Source organism: bacterium, assembly GCA_004322275.1.
Lineage (GTDB): Bacteria > Desulfobacterota > Deferrisomatia > Deferrisomatales > BM512 > SCTA01.
In genome coordinates, this window is record SCTA01000036.1 from 15,553 (window position 1) to 37,531 (window position 21,979).

21 protein-coding genes are annotated in these 21,979 nt (G+C 57.3%); 12 read left to right on the top strand and 9 right to left on the bottom strand.

Annotation, left to right across the window (positions count from 1 at the left end; genetic code table 11):
• Positions 1-2 precede the first annotated feature (2 nt).
• From EPN96_11045 to EPN96_11075, 7 genes are all read left to right on the top strand, one after another.
• Complete coding sequence (locus EPN96_11045; protein ID TAL15926.1) at positions 3-1,217, top strand: aspartate kinase; 1,215 nt, start codon at positions 3-5, stop codon at positions 1,215-1,217.
• Between the two features lie 71 nt (positions 1,218-1,288).
• Positions 1,289-2,872: a citramalate synthase gene (locus EPN96_11050; GenBank protein ID TAL15927.1), complete on the top strand. Its 1,584-nt coding sequence runs from the start codon at positions 1,289-1,291 to the stop codon at positions 2,870-2,872.
• Positions 2,850-3,296 (top strand): hypothetical protein, encoded by a 447-nt coding sequence (locus EPN96_11055; GenBank protein ID TAL15928.1) that lies wholly within the window; start codon positions 2,850-2,852, stop codon positions 3,294-3,296. The genes EPN96_11050 and EPN96_11055 overlap by 23 nt, the downstream gene beginning before the upstream one ends.
• The gene (locus EPN96_11060) at positions 3,293-4,216 is read left to right on the top strand and encodes a cysteine synthase family protein (protein ID TAL15929.1); all 924 of its coding nucleotides are present in this window, start codon (positions 3,293-3,295) and stop codon (positions 4,214-4,216) included. Before EPN96_11055 ends, EPN96_11060 begins: the two co-directional genes overlap by 4 nt.
• A 149-nt stretch (positions 4,217-4,365) precedes the next feature.
• Entirely contained in the window at positions 4,366-5,607 is a 1,242-nt protein-coding gene (chrA, locus tag EPN96_11065; protein ID TAL15930.1) for a chromate efflux transporter, read from the top strand.
• A 79-nt stretch (positions 5,608-5,686) separates the two neighbouring features.
• The gene (locus EPN96_11070) at positions 5,687-6,067 is read left to right on the top strand and encodes a diguanylate cyclase (protein TAL15931.1); all 381 of its coding nucleotides are present in this window, start codon (positions 5,687-5,689) and stop codon (positions 6,065-6,067) included.
• A gap of 197 nt (positions 6,068-6,264) precedes the next feature.
• Positions 6,265-7,539, top strand: a complete 1,275-nt coding sequence (locus EPN96_11075) for an OmpA family protein (GenBank protein TAL15932.1) — start codon at positions 6,265-6,267, stop codon at positions 7,537-7,539.
• Positions 7,540-7,555: 16 nt separating this feature from the next.
• On the opposite strand, the gene EPN96_11080 is transcribed toward EPN96_11075, so the two are convergent.
• From EPN96_11080 to EPN96_11105, 6 genes are all read right to left on the bottom strand, one after another.
• Positions 7,556-9,802, bottom strand: a complete 2,247-nt coding sequence (locus tag EPN96_11080) for a tandem-95 repeat protein (GenBank protein TAL15933.1) — start codon at positions 9,800-9,802, stop codon at positions 7,556-7,558.
• 306 nt (positions 9,803-10,108) lie between these two features.
• A complete protein-coding gene (locus tag EPN96_11085; GenBank protein TAL15934.1) occupies positions 10,109-11,533 on the bottom strand; it encodes a hypothetical protein in 1,425 nt (474 codons plus the stop codon).
• Positions 11,530-12,207 carry a response regulator transcription factor gene (locus EPN96_11090; GenBank protein TAL15935.1) on the bottom strand — a complete coding sequence of 226 codons (678 nt, stop codon included), beginning with the start codon at positions 12,205-12,207 and terminating at the stop codon, positions 11,530-11,532. Before EPN96_11090 ends, EPN96_11085 begins: the two co-directional genes overlap by 4 nt.
• Before the next feature lie 34 nt (positions 12,208-12,241).
• Positions 12,242-13,861: a phospholipid carrier-dependent glycosyltransferase gene (locus EPN96_11095; protein TAL15936.1), complete on the bottom strand. Its 1,620-nt coding sequence runs from the start codon at positions 13,859-13,861 to the stop codon at positions 12,242-12,244.
• Positions 13,858-14,133 (bottom strand): hypothetical protein, encoded by a 276-nt coding sequence (locus EPN96_11100; protein ID TAL15937.1) that lies wholly within the window; start codon positions 14,131-14,133, stop codon positions 13,858-13,860. The genes EPN96_11095 and EPN96_11100 overlap by 4 nt, the downstream gene beginning before the upstream one ends.
• Positions 14,123-14,854, bottom strand: a complete 732-nt coding sequence (locus tag EPN96_11105) for a glycosyltransferase (GenBank protein TAL15938.1) — start codon at positions 14,852-14,854, stop codon at positions 14,123-14,125. The genes EPN96_11100 and EPN96_11105 overlap by 11 nt, the downstream gene beginning before the upstream one ends.
• A 290-nt stretch (positions 14,855-15,144) precedes the next feature.
• On the opposite strand from EPN96_11105, the gene EPN96_11110 reads away from it, so the two are divergent.
• From EPN96_11110 to EPN96_11120, 3 genes are read left to right on the top strand one after another with little or no spacing between them, the layout of a single operon-like run.
• Positions 15,145-16,377, top strand: a complete 1,233-nt coding sequence (locus tag EPN96_11110; protein TAL15939.1) for a response regulator — start codon at positions 15,145-15,147, stop codon at positions 16,375-16,377.
• The gene (locus EPN96_11115) at positions 16,374-16,817 is read left to right on the top strand and encodes a hypothetical protein (protein TAL15940.1); all 444 of its coding nucleotides are present in this window, start codon (positions 16,374-16,376) and stop codon (positions 16,815-16,817) included. The genes EPN96_11110 and EPN96_11115 overlap by 4 nt, the downstream gene beginning before the upstream one ends.
• A gap of 1 nt (position 16,818) precedes the next feature.
• On the top strand, positions 16,819-17,256 hold the full coding sequence (locus EPN96_11120; GenBank protein TAL15941.1) for an arsenate reductase ArsC: 438 nt from the start codon (positions 16,819-16,821) through the stop codon (positions 17,254-17,256).
• A gap of 99 nt (positions 17,257-17,355) precedes the next feature.
• On the opposite strand, the gene EPN96_11125 is transcribed toward EPN96_11120, so the two are convergent.
• The 3 genes from EPN96_11125 to EPN96_11135 form a co-directional block, all read right to left on the bottom strand.
• The gene (locus EPN96_11125) at positions 17,356-18,048 is read right to left on the bottom strand and encodes a hypothetical protein (GenBank protein ID TAL15942.1); all 693 of its coding nucleotides are present in this window, start codon (positions 18,046-18,048) and stop codon (positions 17,356-17,358) included.
• Positions 18,045-18,578: a hypothetical protein gene (locus EPN96_11130; GenBank protein ID TAL15975.1), complete on the bottom strand. Its 534-nt coding sequence runs from the start codon at positions 18,576-18,578 to the stop codon at positions 18,045-18,047. Before EPN96_11130 ends, EPN96_11125 begins: the two co-directional genes overlap by 4 nt.
• A 479-nt stretch (positions 18,579-19,057) precedes the next feature.
• Complete coding sequence (locus EPN96_11135; protein TAL15943.1) at positions 19,058-19,942, bottom strand: PstS family phosphate ABC transporter substrate-binding protein; 885 nt, start codon at positions 19,940-19,942, stop codon at positions 19,058-19,060.
• A gap of 310 nt (positions 19,943-20,252) precedes the next feature.
• On the opposite strand from EPN96_11135, the gene pstC reads away from it, so the two are divergent.
• Positions 20,253-21,128 carry a phosphate ABC transporter permease subunit PstC gene (pstC, locus tag EPN96_11140; GenBank protein TAL15976.1) on the top strand — a complete coding sequence of 292 codons (876 nt, stop codon included), beginning with the start codon at positions 20,253-20,255 and terminating at the stop codon, positions 21,126-21,128.
• On the top strand, positions 21,125-21,979 hold the full coding sequence (pstA, locus tag EPN96_11145; protein ID TAL15944.1) for a phosphate ABC transporter permease PstA: 855 nt from the start codon (positions 21,125-21,127) through the stop codon (positions 21,977-21,979). The genes pstC and pstA overlap by 4 nt, the downstream gene beginning before the upstream one ends.

A 21,979-nucleotide genomic window follows, 5' to 3' on the forward strand; every position in this document is an offset into this window, starting at 1 on the left:
GTATGGCTCTGGTGGTCCAGAAATACGGAGGCACCTCCGTCGGAGACGTAGAGAGGATAGCGAACGTAGCGAGGCGGGTCGCCGGATACCATGCCAGGGGCGACAAGGTCGTCGTCGTGGTGTCGGCCATGTCGGGGCAGACGGATTCTCTTATCCGCCTCGCCGCTTGCATAACCGACCGCCCCAGCGAAAGGGAGATGGACGTTCTGCTCTCCACCGGCGAGCAGGTTACAATCGCCCTTCTGGCGATAACCCTTCGCCACATGGGCGTACCCGCGGTTTCCTTTACCGGTGCGCAGATAAAGATGGTCACCGATTCGGCGCACATGAAGGCCCGGATATCCTCCGTCGAAACCCAGAACCTGATGAAGGCGCTCGACGACGGCAACGTCGCGGTCGTGGCGGGCTTTCAGGGAGTCGACGAGAGCGGCGACATAACCACGCTGGGCAGGGGAGGCTCCGACACCAGCGCCGTCGCCGTCGCCGCCGCCCTGAATGCCGACGTCTGCGAGATATACACCGACGTGGACGGCGTTTACACCACCGATCCGAACCTCTGCGACAAGGCCCGGAAGCTCTCCAAAATCTCTTACGACGAGATGCTGGAACTGGCTTCGGTCGGCGCGAAGGTTCTGCAGATACGCTCAGTCGAATTCGCTAAAAAATACAAAGTGCCCGTCCATGTCCGCTCCTCCTTCAACGACAACGAGGGGACGTGGGTTGTCGAGGAGGACGACAGTATGGAACAGGTTATCGTGGCAGGCATCGCTTACGACCGTAACGAGGCCAAGGTAAGCGTCAAGGCGGTGCCCGACAGGCCGGGAATCGCGGCCAGAATCTTCGGCGCGCTTGCCGAGCACAACATAGTGGTGGACGTTATCGTCCAGGACATAGGCGAAAGCGGAAAAGCCTCCATCACCTTCACCGTTCCCAAGGCCGATCTGACCAAGGCCCTTGAGGTGATAAAGCCCTGCGCCGACGAGCTTGGCGCGAAAGAGATAGCCACCGACAACAGCATAGCGAAGATCTCCGTCGTCGGCGTCGGGATGAAGAGCCACGCCGGGGTCGCCGCCAAGATGTTCAAGGTGCTTGCCGCCGAGGGCGTAAATATCCTCATGATCTCGACCTCGGAGATAAAGGTCTCCTGCGTCATCGAGGCCAAGTACACCGAACTGGCGGTAAGGGTTTTGCATACAGCTTTCGGGCTTGATAAGTAGTTTTTCCCCAGGCATTCAATCTGATCGGGGTCCGGTGGACCCCGAGTTTGTTTGCGACCAAGGGGCATAAAATGACCGTTAAAATTTACGACACCACCCTTCGCGACGGCACGCAGTCCGAGGACATAGCCTTCAGTGCCGAGGACAAGCTGCGCGTAGCGAAGAAGATCGACGAGCTCGGCGTCCACTACATCGAGGGCGGCTGGCCCGGCTCCAACCCCAAGGATATCAAGTTCTTCGAGCTTGCGCGCAAGGAGCATTTCCAAAACGCCCGCCTTTGCGCCTTCGGCTCCACCTGCCGCGCGGATACCACTCCCTCCAAAGACGCCAACATCCAGAAGCTGCTGAAGGCCGGGACGCCCGTCGTCACCATCTTCGGCAAGAGTTGGGATATGCACGTCAGGGAGGCGCTCCGCATCGACGAGGAGCGCAACCTCGAAATAATCGAGCGCAGCGTCTGGTACCTGAAATCCAGGGTCGAGGAGGTGCTTTACGACGCCGAGCACTTCTTCGACGGTTACAAGGCTAATCCCGGTTACGCGATGGAGACTGTGCGTGCGGCCGTGAGGGGCGGGGCTGAGGTGATAGTCCTCTGCGACACCAACGGCGGGACGATGCCCTGGGAGATAGAGGAAATCGTAGGAGAGGTCCTCCGCGAGACCGGGGCCGTGGTCGGGATACACTGCCACAACGACAGCGAGCTTGCCGTTGCTAATTCTCTCGTCGCGGTCCGCGCCGGGGCGGCGCACGTGCAGGGCACGATGAACGGCTACGGCGAGCGCTGCGGCAACGCCAACCTCGTCTCGATAATCCCCAACCTCGCTCTGAAGCAGAAAATCGACACGATACCTGCCGAAAAGCTTGCGCTCCTTAGGGAGACTTCCCGCTTCATCGACGAACTGGCCAACGTAACCCACAACAAACACCAGCCCTTCGTCGGCGACAGCGCCTTCGCCCACAAGGGAGGCGTCCACGTCTCGGCGGTGCTTAGAAACGCGCTCACCTACGAGCATATCGACCCCTCCCTCGTCGGCAACCGCCAGCGCATCCTCCTTTCCGACCTCTCCGGCAAGGCCAGCATCCTCTCCAAAGCGAAGCAGATCGGCCTTGAGATTAACGAGAAAGACCCGGCTGCGGTCCAGATACTGAACGAGCTTAAGCGCCTCGAAGAAGAGGGCTTCATGTACGAGGGGGCCGAGGCCAGCTTCGAGATGCTCTTCAAAAAACAGCTTGGCCTACACAGGAAGTTCTTCGATCTCCTCGGCTTTCGGGTCATAGACGAAAAGCGCGCCGGAGACAGGACTCCCTTCTCCGAGGCCGCGATAATGGTGAAGGTGGGCGACGAGATAGAGCACACCGCCGCCATCGGAAACGGCCCCCTGAACGCGCTCGACTGCGCGCTTCGCAAGGCGCTGGAGAAGTTCTACCCCTCCATAAAGGACATCAGGCTCACCGATTTCAAGGTCCGCGTCCTTTCGGGTTCCGGCGGGACCGGGACGGGGGCGAGGGTGCGCGTCCTCATCGAATCCAGCGACGGAAAGAACAGCTGGGGTACGGTCGGGGTGGACGAGAACATAATCCAGGCCTCCTACATGGCCCTTGTAGACGCCATAGAGTACAAGCTCCTCAGCGATGAAAAAGAAAACGGCGGATAACCTTTCGGCAAGTTCTGAGGCGGGGCTCCTGCTCGCGGGGGCGCTCTGCCTCGCGGCTGTGCTCCTGCACGGCAGGTTCGACCGGCCGCGAGGCGCGCCTTTTCCCCGCGTCGGGCAGCTTTCGGGCGGGGAATTTTCGGTAAGCGAAGAAGCGGGGCCGGAAATATCGTCTATCGGCGGCTGGCGCGGGCTTTTGCTGGGAAATCCTCTAGATCTGAACGGAGCGGCCTCCGAGGACCTGATGGCCCTTCCGGGGGTCGGCGAGAAGACCGCCGCGAAGATTCTCCTTACGCGCGAAAAACTCGGCGGTTTTTCGGAAGTGGGCGATATAAGGAAAACTCCCTCCATCGGCAAGGTGCGGTACGGGAGACTCAAAGAGTGGCTGACGGTTTCGGAACGTAAATTTGCGGAGGGCGAAAAGTGACCCGTTTTGCTGAAGAACTTACGCTGGCGATAGGCAATACACCGTTGGTGCGCATAAAGAACCTGTGCCCGAACCCCAACGTGCGGGTGCTTGCCAAGCTGGAAGGCTCCAACCCCGGCGGCTCGGTCAAGGATCGCACGGCCTGGTACATGATACGCGAGGCCGAGAAAAAGGGGCTCCTCACCAAAGATAAGGTGATACTGGAGGCCACCAGCGGCAACACCGGAATCGCGCTTGCGATGATAGGGGCGGTCAGGGGCTACAAGGTCAAGCTCGTAATGCCCGCCTGCGTAAGCGTCGAGCGCAGGGCGATTCTGGAGGCTTACGGGGCCGATCTCGTCCTCTCCCCCGCGTGCGACGCCACCGACGGCGCCATCCGCAAGGCCCACAAGATACTTGAAGAGAGCCCGGAAGAGTATTACATGCCAAACCAGTTCGAGAACGAGGCGAACGTGCTGGCCCACTACGAGACCACCGGCCCCGAGATATGGGAGCAGACCGGAGGCGACCTCGATTTCGTCGTAGCGGGTCTCGGGACCTCCGGCACGGCGATGGGCATTTCGCGCTTCATGCACGAGAAGTCCGGCAGGGTGAAGGTTATAGCCGCCGAGCCCCTTCCCGGCCACCGGATACAGGGGCTGAAGAACATGCAGGAGTCGATAGTGCCCTCCATCTACAACCCGGACAAGCTCGACCTCGTTATGAAGGTAAAGGACGAGGACGCCTTCGAGACGGCGCGGCTGATGGCCGAAAAGGAAGGGCTCTTCGTCGGGATGTCTTCCGGCGCGGCGATGGCCGTCGCGCTAAAGGTCGCCGAGGGCATGAAGGAAGGCACGATAGCCGCCATCCTTCCCGACAGGGGCGACCGCTACCTCAGCACAAACCTCTTTCGCTCGGTTTGCGGCGAGTGCCCTCCGTAAACCGCAAAACTTCGTCTTTTCTTCGATTTACTTTGTCAGGCTTCAAAAAATGATCCTCGAAATACTACACGGTATTCCTCCGGTCATTTTTCTCGCCTTCCTAGTTCTCGAAGAAAATACTCGTTTGCGCTATTGGCGAGCTGTAACCATTGTTTTCGCGGGGAATCAAATGTAAATCGCCAGCCGTTGGCCCAACGCCGCTTTCCCGAAAGACTTTAATTTTGCCTGACAGGGTACGACTCAGAGAAATCGCATTAGCCTATCTTGGCGTTGGGGCGACAGCCTTCGGCGGCCCGGTCGTCATTCAGAAGCTGAGAAAAATGCCCGCTTCCCGCAAGTGGCTCACGGAAAAGGAGATGGACGAGGGGCTTTCTCTCGTGCAGCTTTATCCCGGAACGATCGGCATGGATCTCGTGGCTTACACCGGCTACAGGCTGCGCGGAGCGACCGGAGCGGTAGTCGCCACCACTTCCTTCGCCCTGCCCTCCTTTCTCCTGATTCTGCTTCTCTCCTGGCTTTACTTCACCTTCGGGACTCTCCCCTGGATGCCCAGCCTCTTCCTGGGGCTCGAAGCCCTCGTCATCGGAATTTTGTGCAATCTTCTGATCGATCTGGGGAGAAGCAATCTGCGCACTACCGGGCGGGCGATTGTCGGCGCGGCGGCGTTTGGAGCCCTCCTCTTCAAAATGAACGCGATTGCAATAGTCTTTCTGGCGCTGGCCCTCGGAGCCTTGTTCCTTCGCCCGAAAGCGAGGGAAGAGCACTTCGGCGAAGACGTTGAAGAGAGCGCGGGGCCGAAGCGCTGGCTGGGTATCGGCGCGGTGACCGGCGCGGTTTTTGCGGCGGTTCTGGCGGCGCTGGCGATTCCCTCTCTTATGAGCTCGATGGGGCTGGTTTTTTTCAAGATCGGCTCGGTCGCGTTCGGAAACGGGGCGACAATCCTGCCGCTCATTCAGGCCGACGTGGTGAACAAACACCAATGGCTCACGCCCGGCCAGTTCGCCGATGGCATAGCGATGGGGCAGATAACTCCGGGGCCGTTTCTCATCACCGCCGCCTTCGTCGGCTACAAGATGGCCGGAGCGGCCGGGGCGGCGCTCGCTACCTTCGCGATCTTCTCCCCCTCGATAGCCATGACGCTCGTGTTCACCGAGCTTTTCAGACATGTAAGGCACCTGGAAGGCGCGCGGGGGGCGCTGGCGGGGGTGATGGCGTCCTTTGTAGGGCTTCTGGCCCTGATGGTGATACAGCTCGGCTCGCACGCCCTGAAGGGGCCGAAGGAGTTTATTTTCGCGGCGCTGGCGCTCGCCGGAGTGCGGTACCTGAAACTGGATGCGGCGTTGGTCTTCGCGGCGGGGCTTTCGCTCTGGGCGATTGTCTCGATGATTTGAGGCGAATTTGCCCTCCGGTTGATTTACTGTTATAAAATCCCTAAAGAATTTGGCAACCTCGATCGAACGGAGATTAACCATGAAGATATGCTTCCCGGTAGAGCGAAACGAAGGGCTCGAAAGCAAGGTGTTCGACCACTTCGGCTCCGCGCCCCTCTTTGTGATGGTAGACCTTGAAAGCAACGAGGTGACTGAAGTCCGAAACAGGGATACGAGCCACGCGCACGGCTCCTGTCAGCCCCTCAAGGCTATCAGCGATCACCCCGTCAGCGCCGTCGTGGTCGGCGGAATAGGCGGCGGGGCGCTTAGCGGCCTTACCAGCGCCAATATCGCAGTCTACAGGTCGAAGGGCTCTACGATCGCGGAGAACCTAAGCCTCCTGGCGAGCGGCTCCCTCGATAAATGGAGCCCCGGTTTCGTCTGCGGCGGACATGGAGAAGGGCACGCCTGCAGCCATTGAGGGCTTGGTAGAGTGAATGGAAAAGGGCCTCCGCGCAAAAAGAGGCCCTTTTTTAATGAGCCTGAACCGGTCTAAATCTCCGTCGCCTTGAGCCGCATCAGACCGGGCTGGTCATTATCTGTTTTCCGGGCGGGGGAATTGTGTTAAGAAATAATACCTTGGCAGGAAAAAACTTCTAAACTTGCTCAAGGTGCCTAATGAGACCAGCCATTTTTGTCTTTTCCGTGATTTTTGCATGCGCCTTGCCGTTCATTTCGGCAATGGCGCTGGAGCGAAACGGCCTCGTCGAGATTTCGCCTTTTGCGGGCGTAAACCGCTTCGACCCTTCCCTGAGCGACACGACCGGCGCGGCGCTGGGAGTTCGCGGCGGGTATCACTTCAACAACTCCTGGGGGGCGGAACTTGAGCTTCTCCACGCTTTTTCGGACAGGAAAGACGACGAAATATCCCTGACCGCCGCAAGCATGGGAGCGCTTTACCACCCGCCGTTTTTGTCCTCTGAAAAGCTCTCGCCCTATCTCGGTTTCGGCGTCGGCTCGGCTTTCTACGACTACGACAATCTCAATAAATCCGGTATCGAGCGGGAGTGGACCTTTCACTACGGAGCGGGAGCCGGATACGGCGTCAGCGACCGGCTGTCCGTACGGGGCGACCTGCGCCAGATAGTCACACATGGCCCCGCGCGTTACAATCTGCTTGCCACCGTCGGGGTCTCGTGGTTCTTTGACGGCCCCAAAGGCTCCCCCCCGGTAGCCGAAAAGCCCGTGGAACCGGCCCCGGCGCCGCCAGCCGAAGTCAAGGCGGAGCCCCCGGCCCTTCCGGCAGCCGTCGCGCTTGCTCCGAAGGTAGAGGACGGAGACGACGACGGTGATGGAGTTCCCAACAGCCTCGACAAGTGCCCCGGCACTCCCCGCGGCATGAAGGTGGATTCCGACGGATGTCTTTTCAGGGAAGAGCCCCCGAAAACCGAAGTAGCGATCAGACCCGTGGAAGCGGCAAAAGCACCGGAAGCTCCGAAAGCCCCGGTAGCAGCCGAAGCTCCGAAAGCGCCCAAAGCTCCCGAAGTGGCAAAGGCGATCGTGCCCGAGGTAAAACCTGCGGCGTCCGCTCCCGCGTCTGAAAAGAAGGTCGAACGCCTGGAGCTGTCCATGCAGTTTGACCTCAATTCCCACGCGGTGAAAAAGAAATATCTGGAGGAAGTGGAGAAGCTCGCGCAGTTCATGGCGGCCAATCCGAAGGCGCGAATAACCATAGAAGGTTACGCAGACAGCACGGGCGAGGCTGGGTACAACCAGACTCTCTCGGAGAAGAGAGCGAAAAGTCTGGCGCGGATTTTAATAAAAACCTGGAAGATCTCTCCTGACCGCATCAAAGCCGCGGGTTACGGCGAGACCCGCCCGATAGCCCCCAACGACACCAGAGCGGGACGGGCCAAGAACCGCAGGGTAACGGCTGTCGTCACAACGGAGTAACCGGAATCCCGAAATCCTACCTGCGCCGCTTGAGCGGAGCATTCCTGACGGGCGAAACGCCGCTTCCCGAAATCGCGTCAACCCCGTCGCAGTCCTGATCGATTCCGTCGCCCGGGATGTCGAAGGCGTTGTCATTTATCCCCGGGTTCGTGTCGTCGCAGTCGTGCTCGAACCACATACCCATCGTCCCGGAGCCGTCCATGTCGATGTCAAAGCCCTGCGGTATCGCGCATATCACGTACGAGAGAGGCTGGTCTGGCTCAATCGTCCGGAGGAATGCCTTTTGGGGGGTTTCGGTGTCGTTTGCGATCAAAACGTATCCATCCCATTTAGGATTCGTTCGGAGGCTAGTATCGGCCACCTCAAGCAATATTATGCCGTAAGTGGTTTCCTGCAGCGGCCAACTGTAATAGCCTATTACCTCGACCCCCACCATTTCATGGGGCGGTATATCCACCGTGAACCAGTCCACGTCGTTTAGGTCGTGAAGAGTGTGCATCGCCTCCGGGAAAAATTCCGACCTTCTCGTGAATTCGTACTGCATACCCTGCGCCGTGACCAGTTCGGTGGCGGTCTCCATCGTATCGTCATCCTCGAAGGGATCCGGAACCTCGGCGACGAGGGCGTCGGTCCCCGTGCAGTTCTGGTCGATCCCGTCGCCGGCTATATCCGTAGCCTTTGGATTTATTCCGGGGTCCGTCTCGTTGCAGTCGTGAAAAGCGGACCAGTTGTCGCCGTCGTTGTCCACGAAGGGATGGACCTCAAGGCTGTAGCTCATCAGCCCCCGGATAATATAGCCGTTGACCTTCAGGTAATAATCGCCGTCCGCTGCGGGGGTGTACTGAAAGCAGCTGTCGTACCCCACGCAGTCATCGTTTTGCGTAAGACAGGTCGTACCGTCGGTGTCGAAGAGCCAAAGCCAGGTGTCGCCGTTGATCGAAAGATGGGAGGTTGTGAACTCGTAGGTGACGCCGCCGGTAAGGCTGATGCGCATCCAGTCTGCGTCGCCGACCGGAAAGATCGAACGAAACTGGATTTCTCCTATTTCAAGCAAGCCCGCATTCTCCGGGCCGCTGTCGTTTTCATAGCCGTCCGGGTCCGTCGGGTAGGTATAGGGAGTGGTGATGGTGATCGATTCCGAGTCTTCGAGGGTTCCGTCGCTGACGGTAAAGGTGGCGTAGTAGATCCCCGCATCGGAATAAACCGGAGCCCAGCTTATTTCGCCGGTTGAAGGGTTGAAGGACGCTCTCGGGGGAAGGCCGGAGGCGCTGAAGGCGACCTCGTCGCCGTCGGGGTCCGTCGCCTCGAGTGTTAATTCAAGGATGGCGTTCTCGAACACGATAATGGGGCCGATGAAGCCGAGAACCGGCGCGCGGTTGACGTTGGCAACCGTTATCGTGACCGTCTCCGAGTCTTCGAGGGTTCCGTCGCTGATGGTGAAGGTAATGTCGTAGCTTCCGGCGTCGGAATAGCCCGGCGTCCAGCCGAAGTCGCCGGTTGAAGCATTCAGCGTCGCTCCGGCGGGAAGCCCTTCGGCGCCGTAGGCGAGGGTGTCTCCGTCGGGATCGGTCGCCGCAAGGGTAAAGGAAAGCGCCGAGTTTTCGTCCACTCCCCTGGAGCCGGTGGGTTCGAGAACCGGCGCGCGGTTGACGTTATTCACCGTCACAGTGACCGTCTCGGAGACCTCCATGAATCCGTCGCTGACGGTGAATGTTATGTCGTAGCTTCCGGCGTCGGAATAGCCCGTCGCCCAGCTTAATTCGCCGGTTGAGCCGTTCAGCGTCGCTCCGGCGGGAAGCCCTTCGGCGCCGCAGGCGAGGGTGTCGCCGTCCGGGTCGGCCGCCGCGAGGGTATATGAAAGGGTTGAGTTCTCGTCCACGGCGAGGGTGACGATGGGTTCGAGAACCGGCGCGCGGTCCACGTTGTTTACCGTTATGGTGACCGTCTTCGTGGTTTCCAGTTCCCCGTCGCTGACGGTGAAGACGACCTCGTAGCTTCCCGCGTCGGAATAGCCCGGCGTCCAGTCGAACTCGCCGGTGGCGGGGACAAAGGACGCCCCCTGGGGGAGGCTCGCTGCGCCGTATCTGAGTACGCCGCCATCGATATCCGTTGCAGTCAGTATGAAGGCGACGGTGGAGTTCTCGTCAACCGTGACGGAACCCGGCAAATCAAAAACCGGGGGGTTATGCACTTCAACCGAATCGCTGCAGGCCTGGGTGAAAAGGATCAAGGCTCCAGCCGCTATGAACAATGGGAAACGCATCTTAACTCCCAATCCCGCCTCAGGCTCTTTTCCCGGGCGGAGGCAATGTGGGTGGGTAAGTTGAAAATGCCGGCGTCATGCGGTGGAAAGACGCCAAGCGCCTTAAAACTGAAAATTGGGCGCACCTGAGAATATGCCGGATTGAAGTTCAGGGTCAATTTTTAAAGCTTCGCGATGACTTTGCCGTTTCGGAGTTTCTCTCTTTTGGTTTACGCATCGGAGGGGGCTTGCGTTACTTTTCGGCGAAGAAAAAAAAGACTTCCCCAGGAATCCCCATTTTGATTGCCGGTACCGGTTTTTTGGAATTCAAATCCTGAATCGCAACTGGAACGTGCTGCCTTTGCCGGGTTCGCTTTCCAGAGTTATTTTTGCTTCGTGCATCGCCGCTATTTCCCTGACGATGGCGAGGCCGAGACCCGCGCCGCCGCCTGCGCGCGCCGAGACCTTGTCCACGCAGTAGAAGCGGTCGAATATTTTATCGTGATGTTCTTTGGCGATCCCGATTCCGGTATCAGTTACCGCCACCGTGGGGTCGGGATTGTTTGAAAGCTCCAGAACCACCCGTCCCCCCTCGGGGGTGTACCTGACGGCGTTCTCAAGAAGGTTGGACACCGCTTCGACGATAAGCGTTTCATTGCCGCGAACGGTTATCCCGGGGGAAATATTTTTTTCCATAGAGATATTTTTAAAGCTCGCAAAAGCCCTGTTAAGTTCGATCGCTTCCGAGCATGCGTCCGCCATGTCAACCAGGTTGCCGGGGTTGGAGTCATGCTCCACATTCTGCACGCGGGCCAGAGCAAGAAGACTTTCTACGATATTCGACAAGCGGTGCGAAGCGCGACCTACCGCTTCAAGGGTTTTTTTCAATTCTTCCGCGTCGCGTTCCTTGCGTAGTGCCACCTCGCATTGCACGCGGATGGCGCTTATCGGAGTGCGAAGCTCATGAGCGGCGTCGCAGGTGAATTGCTTCTGTCTCTTGTAGGCGTCGGTTAGCCGGGCAAGAGCGTGGTTCAGCGCCACGACAAGAGAGTGAACCTCTTTGTCCACCCCGTCTTCATTTAGTTTCTCACTGCCGGATTCCGGGCCGACCAGGTCCGCTTGCGCGGACAAACGCTTGATGGGAGTGAGCGCACGGGAAACAACCCCCGCCGGTATCAGCAGGAGCAATACGAAAAACCCGCCTAGCCCCAAAGCCAGCCTTGTGCCGAACAAGGCGAGGGTTTCGTCAACATCCTCCATGAGATGCCCCACGGACACTACGTATTGCCTGTTCTCCACCGTGGGAAGGGTTTTCCCCGGATTTTGCGTTTTCCAGTATACGCGGTCCATTTCATCGTCTTCAGTCGCCTTCGTGATCGGGATGGTTATTACCCGGTAAGAGCGTCCGTTCAAAGAAAGCGTCTCAAACCGGTCCTTAACCTGTGTCTCCGGAGGATTGGGGACCGAGGAGCTTGCGATTTTCCCCGAAGACTCTCTTATGACGAAAAACGAATCCGCTTCAGGGCCCGTGAACCGGGATATCTGCGGCTCCCGCAGCTCCAGTTCAAAAACACCGCCGACCTCCAATTCCATTGCGGATGCGACGCCGTTGGCCATTACTCCAAGCGTTTCATCGAGTCCGCTTAGCAAATCCCGGCGGACCAGCCCGTAGATTGTCCAATAGGTAAGAAAAAGAGACAGAGCCGTGAGCGCCGCCAAAGGCACGAGAATGCGCATACGGATTGATTTCATGAGGGGGACTCGGGCAGCCGGAAGCCCACTCCGCGCACGGTTTCAATCAAGGCGGCTCCGGTGGCTTTCAATAATTTCTTTCGCAGATTGGCCACATGGGCGTCGATGACGTTGGAATCGCATTCAAAGGCGCTATCGTAAACGTTCAGGGCAAGGCGCGTGCGGGTGAGCGCCTTCCCCCTGTTCAGCAAAAAGGTCTCCAGTAACTGGAATTCTTTGTGGGTAAGGTCTACCGGCTGGTTGTCCCAAAGCGCAAGGTGAGCTTCCGGTTTCATCTCAAGCCTCCCCCAGAGAAGCCGCCCCTGGGGAAATCCGGACGAACGCCTCAGCACCGCCCGAATCCTGGCGAGCAGTTCCTCAAAGCTGAAGGGCTTGGAAAGATAGTCGTCTCCGCCCAGCCGAAGGCCCCTCACCCTGTCCTCGACATCTTTGCGCGCCGTCAGAAAAACCACCGGTACATCGTTGTGTTCGGAACGAAGCGTTTCCAGAATCTGAAAACCGCTTACCTCCGGGAGCGAAATATCCAGCAGAATCAGATCATAATCCTGGATTTGCGCCAGATGCAGGCCATCAGCGCCTCCGGCGGCGTGATCGACGATAAAGCCTTCTTCTCGAAGCCCCCTGCAAAGGGCGCTGGCAAGGTCCTCGTTGTCTTCGACGATAAGCAGTCTCATCTGGGTGAACTCCCGGTATGATGGAAGCGGAATGTTATTTTTCAGAGGCCTCATTGTCCGCAGCCGGATTCCACCTGTAAAGGGCCCACACTCTTTTTCTGGAGGGATTGAACGGGTCCGCCGCCTCTCTTCTCAGAACCTCCTGAATACCGCGCGGAGGATGCCGGAAATCATAGGGCTCTCCTACAAGCCATCCTCCGCCCGGAAGCGCGGCGGCGAGTTCCTCCTCGCTGTTTACGTTGGCGACAAAGCGCCTCAGGTAAAAGTTTGAGGAAACCAGATCGTTGTTCCAATTGACGACCGGGCCGTCGCTCCCTGTGGCGGTTGCAACCTCGGCAAAAAATGACGCCGGGCTCCTGTAGGCGTCAATGACGGGAACAAAACCCATCGTCCCGAGAACAGAGACAGCCAAAAAAGAAACCCCAAAAAATTTTATCGCATCGAAATCTCGATAACGCCAGAGGAACAGGTAAACTACCGCAACTCCCGCCACCGCCATAAGAAGGCCGAAGGAGATTTTTCCGGAGCCCAGCGTGAGCAGCCACCCACAGGCAAGGATAAGTAGCGCCGGGGAAAGCCATCCGGCGAAACGGAAAAACGGCCTCGACAGGCGGCCGGTGAGACTCTTTTCCATGGAGTGAACCTGGGCGGCAGCCGCCAGCGCGAGCCCGGGAGCGAGGGAAAGTAGGTAATGGGCGCGCTTGCTCGTTGCCATACTGAGAAAAATCACTCCGGCGGCGAACCACAGAAAAGGCCAAAGAGCCTTAAGCCCTTCTCTTGACGTGGCGCGCCTCAAAAGAGAGGGCAAAAAAACCACAACCGGCCCAAAAGCCGCCAGCATCGGAATATAGTACCAGAAAGGTTCCTTGTGGGTTGTAAAAGTGGGGTCCGCGATACGGTTAACGCTCTCGCCGAGCCATACGTCGAGGGCTCCGGGCACGTTCCGATAGACGTAGATGAACCAGGGCGCGGCCAGCAGTACGTGGGCCAGAAGGAAAAGCGGCAGGTCCAAATAGCCTGTCCGCCGCTTCCCCTTCGGCGAGGCCAGCTCGCAGGCAACGACTCCCGGCAGTGGAAACACCCAGCCGAGGGGGCCCTTGACCATAAAGCCGAGCGCCAGAGAGCACGCGAAGAGAAACCGCCAGCCGGTATCCTCGCCGGATTTAGCGCCCGGACGCACCCGGAACCAGGAATAGACAGAGAGGGTGGAGAAAAAGGCCAGCAGAGGCTCCGTCTCGGCGTTTTGCCCCATGAGGAGGACCAGAGGCATGGAGGCGAAGAGGACGCCCGCAGTGGCGGGATCGCAGTAAAGGCGGCCGTCCTCGGGAGATTTCCAGCGCCCGGCAATGCCGGCGACCAGCAAAAGGGTAGCCAGTGTCGCCAAAACCGCCGGAATGCGCGCCGTCCCTTCCGTGGCGCGGCCCGTGACGGTGAAAACCGCAGCCATTAACCAGTAGCTAAGCGGCGGCTTGGTGACGAAAGGCTCTCCTTCGAGGGTAGGGACGAGCCAGTTGCCTGAAGCGGCGACCTCCCGGGCTACCTCGGCGCGCCTTCCCTCTCCGTGATTACCCCAAAAGCCTCGGCTGGCTGAGCCCAGAGTCAGCGTCGCGGCCAGCAGCAGGGCTATAAGGATGGTCTGACTCGCGGTTTTCATGCGGATTCGGCGACCGCTTCCTCATCTTTCCACAGCATCAGGTTTCGCACGTAAACCACCAGGCCGAATCCCTGACCGAGGATGAATACCGGATCCATTTTATGGATTGCGTAGACGAGAAGAAGCGTACTTCCGAAAAGCGAAAGGTACCAGAACAGCTTCGGCACCGTGCTCTTTCGTTTCTTCTCGCTCACGACCCACTGAACCAGCAGCCTCCCGGAAAAAAGAGCCTGCGCGCTAAAGCCCAGCACGAGCCAGAGATCAATCTCCATGTATTTCCTCCCACTGGTTGGCGAAATGTCTCTTTTGCATCCAGCGCACCGCCAGCAGATCCATCAAAGGGCCCGTCAGCCTGTTCCAGAAATTGTATTTCGCCTTGCCGCGTATTCGGGGGCGGTGGCTCACCGGAACCTGTATCACCCTGGCCCCTTCGAGCTTCAGCAGGGTCGGAAGAAACCTGTGGAGGCCGGTAAACAGCTTTATCCTGTCGAGGTGCTGTTTGCGATAAACCTTAAGCGAGCAGCCCGTGTCGATAATGTCTTCGCCGGTCACCCGGTTGCGAATCCAGTTGGCGATTTTCGAGCTCATGCGCTTTATAAAGGTGTCGCGCCTGTTGGCCCTTATGCCGATAATCACATCCCCGCGGTCCAGATGGGAGAGAAGTTTCGGCAGGTCGCGAGGATCGTTTTGCAAATCCGTATCCAGCGTAGCCACGACCGAACCCCTGGCGGCGGCGAAACCCGCCGCCATCGCGGCTGAAAGCCCCGAGTTGCGCTTTAGCGCCACCAGGCGTATCCCGAGAGCAGGGTATAGCGCGCGCGCCTCCGAAATCTCTCTTTGGGTGCCGTCGGTGGAAGCGTCGTCGACAAAAACGCACTCGATCTCGTCGAAGTGCGAGAGCAGCCCTGTCAGAGCCTCCATAATTTCGCCCGTCAGGGGGATTATATTCCCCTCCTCATTGTACGCGGGCAATACTATTGACAGCCTGCTCACGGCGAAAGCGCCTTCGGTGAGGCAAAAAGTCTTGCAACCATACGTGCTCCTCCTGTCTGAAGGCCGTATGATATGCAATCAATTATGAATAAATCATGAAGACCGCCGAATAATCCATTTGTGGCGAAAAGAGAAGTTTTCCGCACAAAAAACAGAACAACAAGGGAGCTCCAGGTCAACAGCCTGAGGTCCTCTCTTTTTGAGAGGCTTTTTTTGCTGCGCCGCCTGTTTAACGGAATAAAAACCTCCTCATAACAAATCCGAAACACTCTCCCGTTACTATTCTGACCATGGATTTAAAAAGACGTTCCGCCGGGCGCGGGGCGAGAAAAGGAGCAGCCATGCGGTCAGAAGCGATTTCAATCGAAAACAAAACCCTCGGCAAGCCTGTTGTATTAATAGTCGAGGACGAGCCGGAGATAGCGGAGATTATCAGGATAAATCTGGAGGCGAGGGGGATGGAGGTCCATTGGGCCGATACGGGGCTGAAGGCCTGCTCTCTGGTAGCGATCAAGCATCCGGACGCCATAATTCTGGATCTGATGCTTCCCGACATCGACGGCAGGGAGATATGCAGGCTGATTCGCCGCCATGACGACGCCTCTGTCGCCCAGACTCCGGTTCTGATGCTTACGGCGCTTGGGGACGTCAACCACCGGGAGATAGGCCTTGAGGCGGGCGCAGACGACTACATGGGCAAACCCTTTTCGGTTAAGGAGCTTTGCCTCCGGGTGGATACTCTGGTTCAAAAGAACATTTTCAGGAAGGATTCGGAGGCGAAAATAGGCCGCCTGAAAATGGATTCGGAAGAAGCGAGAATGCGCGAGGGGGTTTTGCTGCATGAGATAGCCAACAAGCTCGTTGCCATAGGAGGGTTTTCAAAGCGGCTGGAGATGCGCGCCAACAGCCTTTGCGAGGACGAGATCAGGGCGCTGGCGCGGGATATAAGCCGGTCGGCGGCGTACCTCGAATCAGCCGCGAGCGGCGTGCGCGCCCTCAAGGAGATCGAGGATACCTGCACTAGCTACAAGTGCCTTTGCGACCTGCGGGAGGGCGCTTCGGACGCCATAGCGCTGCACCGCGGGCATGCCGATAAAAAGGGAATCCTGATTTTCGAGGAGATAAACGAGGAGTGCGTCAGCGCCTCGCTTCCCGCGGAGATAGCCCGCCTCATAGTCTCGAACCTCATCGAGAACGCCGTCAATTACTGCCCCGTGATGAGCACTATCGTGGTCAGGACGCTTTACAGCGGGGGCAGCGCGGTCATAGAGGTTGAGGACGACGGGCCGGGCATCGGGGAAGAGGATCAGCGGCACATCTTCGACTACCGCTACCGGGGCAAAAATTCCGGCGGGATTCCCGGCTCCGGGATGGGGCTTTACATAGTGCGCGCCTCGGCGGGGCGCTTCGGAGGAAAAGTGGAAATAATAAGCGGAGACGGAAGGGCCGGAGTCCTCGTAAGGGTCTCTTTCCCGAAAACGGCGGAATCCGGGGGCGGCGCGGATTCGGTGGTGATTGTATGAAAAACCATGAAGAAATTTCAACCCGGCTGGAGAGCCTCGTAGAGACCGGCGTTCGCGGGGCTCTCGTCGCCTTCATGGTAGTGATTCTGGGGGCGATAGCCTTCACCACCCTGAATACGGCCAAAATCCTGCTCTCCTTTTCAGCCATTTCGGTAGAGGAGCTGTCACGCGGTATAATGCTCAACTCATTGTCCATACTGGCGATGGTCGAGATATACCGGACGGCCAAGATTTATTTTTCGGAGGGCAGGGTCAAGGTCACTTACATAATCGACTCGGTGCTGGTGACCGTGCTGACCGAAATCCTCGGTTTCTGGTACAAGGAGATGTCGCGGGAGAAACTTGTCGCGGCTGTTATACTGGTACTTGTACTGGGGGGCATCCGGGTGCTGGCGGTGCGGTTTTCTCCCAACCGCAGGGAATTCACGGAGGTTTTTTAATATGAATCAACAGGCAAAAAAGAAAACCGTTCTTTTCCTCTGCACCGGCAACTCCTGCCGCAGCCAGATGGCCGAAGGGTGGCTCCGCCACCTCTCCGGCGGCCGCGTGGAGGCGCTCTCCGCCGGGACAAAGCCGATCAGCGTACACCCCCTGGCGATTCGCGCGATGGCGGAGGCCGGGGTAGACATCTCCGGCCAGAGGTCGAAATCCGCCGACGAATACATGGACAGAGAGATCGACCTCCTCGTCACGGTCTGCGACTCCGCCAGAGAGTCATGCCCCATCTTCACCGGAAAGGTCGGCGAGCGCCGCCACATGCCCTTCGAGGACCCCGCCTCGGCGGTCGGGAGCTACGAAGAGGTCATGGAGGTGTTCAGGCGGGTTAGGGACGAGATTCGGGATGGAGTTGAGGAACTTTTGAAAGATATGGTGTATTAGACATGATGGCGGGCCTATCCGCCTTCAAAAGGACCAACCCTCTCCGAGCCACATAAAATTTTAGGTCAAAGTCTATCGCGGCTTAGTTATTGAAACGTATCAAGAGGACGGTTGGCCATCGGCTATTCTTCTTAACCAATCACCGTACTTCACAAATTGCTCATTTACATTCTTTAAGTCCTGTATAAGGTCAGAATATCCAATAATCTGGCGTTGCAACTCTTGAGGTGGCGTGTTTGGTTGATTTTTCCTAAGGAGGTCATATTCATGCCGAAACCTGGCTTGCCATCGCGTTAAATGTGGTCGCAGACCTTCATTTAAAACTGTGTGCATTATGTGAACAAGTTTTCTTGTATCTTCGCAATCTCTTAACTTATGGGCTGGAATCTGTTTTGTTAAATCTCGCAATATGCCAAAAAGCTGATACCAGCTATTATATACTTCTACAATGACATCGTTCTCTTCGTCAAACCTCAAGCCAACTTTTCTAGTGTTTATTTCCACCCACGCTTGGTAGGCAATTCTAACCGTATCAGTATTTGGTTTAATTTTTACTTTCCCCAAATTAGCTATTTCAAGCTCTGCCTCGACAGGGCTCCATGTGGCTAGTACCCATTTCCAACGCCTAAAAAAATGAATGCTAAAAAAAATGACAAGTAAAAATATGATAATTAGAAGAATAGGGCCGAGACGTAAGGTAAGGCCACCTGATTCAAGTGAAAGTTTTAGCAACTCTGCCAAGTCAAAGCTTAACGGCATAGCAATAGGGGTATCTGAGGCACACTGACTCACGGCAGACTCCGGTTCATTTTCGGCAAACTATTATCGATCAATCTTGTTAGTTTAGCACGATCCTTTGCTACACTTATAGCCGTTGTGAGTTCAGACGGATTTTCAGTCCAATTAATCCAATATGCGTATCCAGTAGCGATGTTGGCATGAAGTCTATCGGGTACAACAATTTTGCCTTCATTGTTTTTTGTGTGGGCAGGAAGTATAATACCTAACAAAGCATGCTCTTTATTGAGAGTCATGGATATTTCCCAATCAACCCATCTGCGTTTCCAAGTCTCAACCCCACATAAAACTATAGTTACGGATGATCCCTTAATATTATTATCTCTAATTTCTTGTCTAATGTAATTAGTATCTTCGCTGTCAATACTTCTCTCTAGCGACTTATCTATTATTATATCATACCCACTGCCAAATACTGTATTAAACTTGTCATACCATGGTTGATCTTTGCCATGATGGTAACTCACAAAAACCTTTGGTTTCACTTGAGGTTGAAACAATGAACCTAAAAGTGAAAGGGGGATTTTGGGCTGCTGATCCATGATGTCTTCCTTGCTGGCTCGTATGGCATGTTGGCGACAGCATAGCGCAACAAAAATTTGCGCCAACTATAATGATTTAATTTCGCCGCTATTATACGCCTGTAGGCTGTGGATAAAAAGGTCGTTCCGGCCGCCTCCTTCGGCAAGCCAAGTCGCGTAGGGCGGGCTCGGCCCGCCATCTTCTAAATACACTAATGTAATTCTATACTTGCCGGGCTTCGCCCCGCACCCGAGGCACTTTTTTTAGAAAAAAGTGCCAAGAAGCGCGAGGCGAAGTCTCGCTAGCTGTAAATTGATGGGCTAAAGCCCATCCTACCCCTGAATTCCGCCTTCGCGGGAATGACGAGAGTAAAACATTATGGTTTTGGCGGGCCAAGCCCGCCCTGTGCTCTGTGCAACGATCGCCAAGCGCAAAAAAGGCCGCGAATTTCGCGGCCTTTTTTAGCTTCCAGGATGAAAATTTACTTGATGGCTTTCTGGTTCTTCTCGACGAGTTCCTTGCCGATGGTGTCGAAGCCGGCCTTTTCGGCCATCTTCTGGCCTTCGTCGGAAAGCTCGAACTCGATGAGGGCCTTAACGTCGCCCTTGGGCTTGCCGTTTACGTACTGGTAAAGGGTGCGGGCGAGGGGGTACTTGCCGGACTTCACCGCGGCGGTGTCGAGCGGGCTTACTTCCTTGCCGTCCTTGCCGATTACGTTGAGGGGCTTGATGCCGGGGACCAGCTTTTTGTTCTCGTCGACGATGTAGCCGACGCCGACGTAGCCTATCGCGGAGGCGTCCCTGGCGACCGCCTCGATGATCTGGGAATTGCCGTTCATCTGGTTCATCTTGGTGGAGTAGTCTTTCTTCCCGAGGACGTGCTCCTGAAAGAAGACGTAGGTGCCGGAGTTGGGCTGTCTGCCGTAGAGGGTGACGGGGGCGTCGTTGCCGCCGAGCTGCTTCCAGTTGGTTATCTCGCCGCGGAAGAGCTTGCCGACGTCGTCGGGAGTGAGCGCCTTTACGGGGTTGCCGGAGCCGACGATTACGGAAAGGCCGTCGATGGCGACGGCTATTTCCACGACCTCGACGCCCTTGGCCTTGCCCTGCTCGACTTCGCTGCTTTTAACGTCGCGGGAGGAGTTGGCGATGTCGCACTTGCCGTCGATGAGCGCCGCAATGCCGGTGCCCGAGCCGCCGCCCGTGACCGCGACGAGCTTGCCGGTCTTTTCGGTGAAGACCTCGGCCCAGCTCTGGGAGAGGTTGACGAGGGTGTCGGACCCTTTTACCTGCACCATGCTGGGTGCGGCGAAGGCCGTTCCCGCGATGAGAAGGGAGGCGACTGCTGCTGCGATGAAGTTTCTTTTCATGATTTCTCCTTACTTTGGGTTGATTTTTTTCTTCCTCGTGCTACGAGAGAAATCATAGCGGCCTTTTGTTACGGGAATATGAACGCAAGCTGAAGATTCGCTTAACCGCCGTTCAAGCCGGAAAAATTGCAGAAAGCATGAGGGATTTCGGTATTAACGGCATGACAACTCCGCCGTAACATTGCCGTAACATGATTTTTGTAGACTTCTTTCAAACTATTATAAGGAGTCTTTTCAAAAAGTGAACGGCGCGGAAATAACGGTAAAAAGAGAGATCGCCGCACCTCTGCTCCCCAGGAAGGCCCGGGCGGTGAGGAGGAGCGAAAGACTCATAGAATGGGCGCTGGCCGCCTCGGCCTATGCCTCCATTTTCGTGCTGGCGGGCATTTTCATCCTCCTACTCTGGCAGGGGGCGCAGGCCTTCAAAGAGATTTCCATATTTGAATTCGTCACCTCCGCGCGCTGGGACCCCACGAGCCCGGAAAAGGCCGGTTACGGCATCATCTCGATGGTCTTTTCGACCTTTCTCGTTTCCCTCGGGGCGATGATCATAACGATACCTCTGGGAGTCGGCGTCGCCGCCTACCTTTCGGAATTCGCCGATTACCGGGTGCGCGAGCTCCTCAAGCCCGCAATCGAGGTGCTCGCAAGCGTGCCCAGCGTAGTCGTCGGCTTTCTGGGCGTCGCGGTCATAGGTCCGTGGATAGCCAGAACCTTCAACATCCCCAACGGACTGAACGCCCTCAACGGGTCGATTCTCCTCTCCGTTATGTGCCTCCCCACGGTGGTGAGCCTCTCGGAGGACGCCTTTCGCGCCGTGCCGCAGGAGTACCGGCAGGGAAGCCTCGCCCTGGGGGCAAATTCATGGGAGACGCTCATAGGCGTGACCCTGCCGGGGGCCGCGCCGGGGATTCTGGCCGCCGTGATGCTCTCTTTGGGGCGCGCGATAGGCGAGACGATGACGGTGCTTATGGCCTGCGGCAACGCCCCCGCTTTCCCGACCGATTTTCTCGCCGCCGTCCGCACCATGACGGCGACGATAGCCATCGAACTCGGCGAGGTGCCGCAGGGAACCACCCACTTCTACGCCCTCTTCGCGGTGGGGTTCGCCCTCTTCATCCTCTCCTTCGCGGTCAACCTCGTCGCGGATTACGTCCTCCATCGCTATCAGGGCAGACGCCGATGAAGCGCTTCTGGTCCCTTATCGGACGTTCCTACCTCGTTTTGTGCACCCTCGCGGCTTTTGTTGCGCTCGTCTTCATTCTCGGAATCATAACCAGCAGGGGGTGGGGAGTGATGAGCTGGGAATTTCTCACCGCCATGCCGCGAAAGGGTATGACCGAAGGGGGAATCTACCCCGCCATCGCCGGAACGGCGTTCGTGAGCATGCTCACCCTCATATTTTCCCTTCCTCTCGGGGTCGGAGCCGCGATCTACCTTAACGAGTACGCCGAGGACAGCAAGGGAACCCGCCTCATAAGGCTTGCCATACGGAATCTTTCGGGGGTCCCGAGCGTAGTTTACGGCCTCTTCGGCGTGGTTCTCTTCGTGACCCTGATGAAGTTGGGGACCAATCTCCTCTCGGCGGGGCTCACGATGGGACTTTTGACCCTGCCGTGGATAATCACGGCCAGCGAAGAGGCGCTTCGCTCCGTCCCGAGAGCTTACCGCGACGGCGCTCTGGCTCTCGGGGCGACGCGCTGGCAGGCGATACGCACGGCGGTCCTTCCCCCGGCCATGCCGGGAATTCTTACCGGGGCGATACTCGGGCTTTCGCGGGCGGCTGGGGAGACCGCGCCGATACTCTTCACGGGCGCGGCCTTCTACCTGCCCTACGTGCCGAAATCGCCCACCGACCAGTTCATGGCGCTGCCCTACCACCTCTACATACTGGCCACGCAGCACCAGTCGATCGAAAAGGTCAGGCCGCTCGCCTACGGCACGGCGCTCACCCTCGTGGGTCTTGTGTTCATACTGAATCTGGGAGCATTCCTCATACGTTACAGGATGAGAAGAAAGCTGGAGAAAGCGCGATAG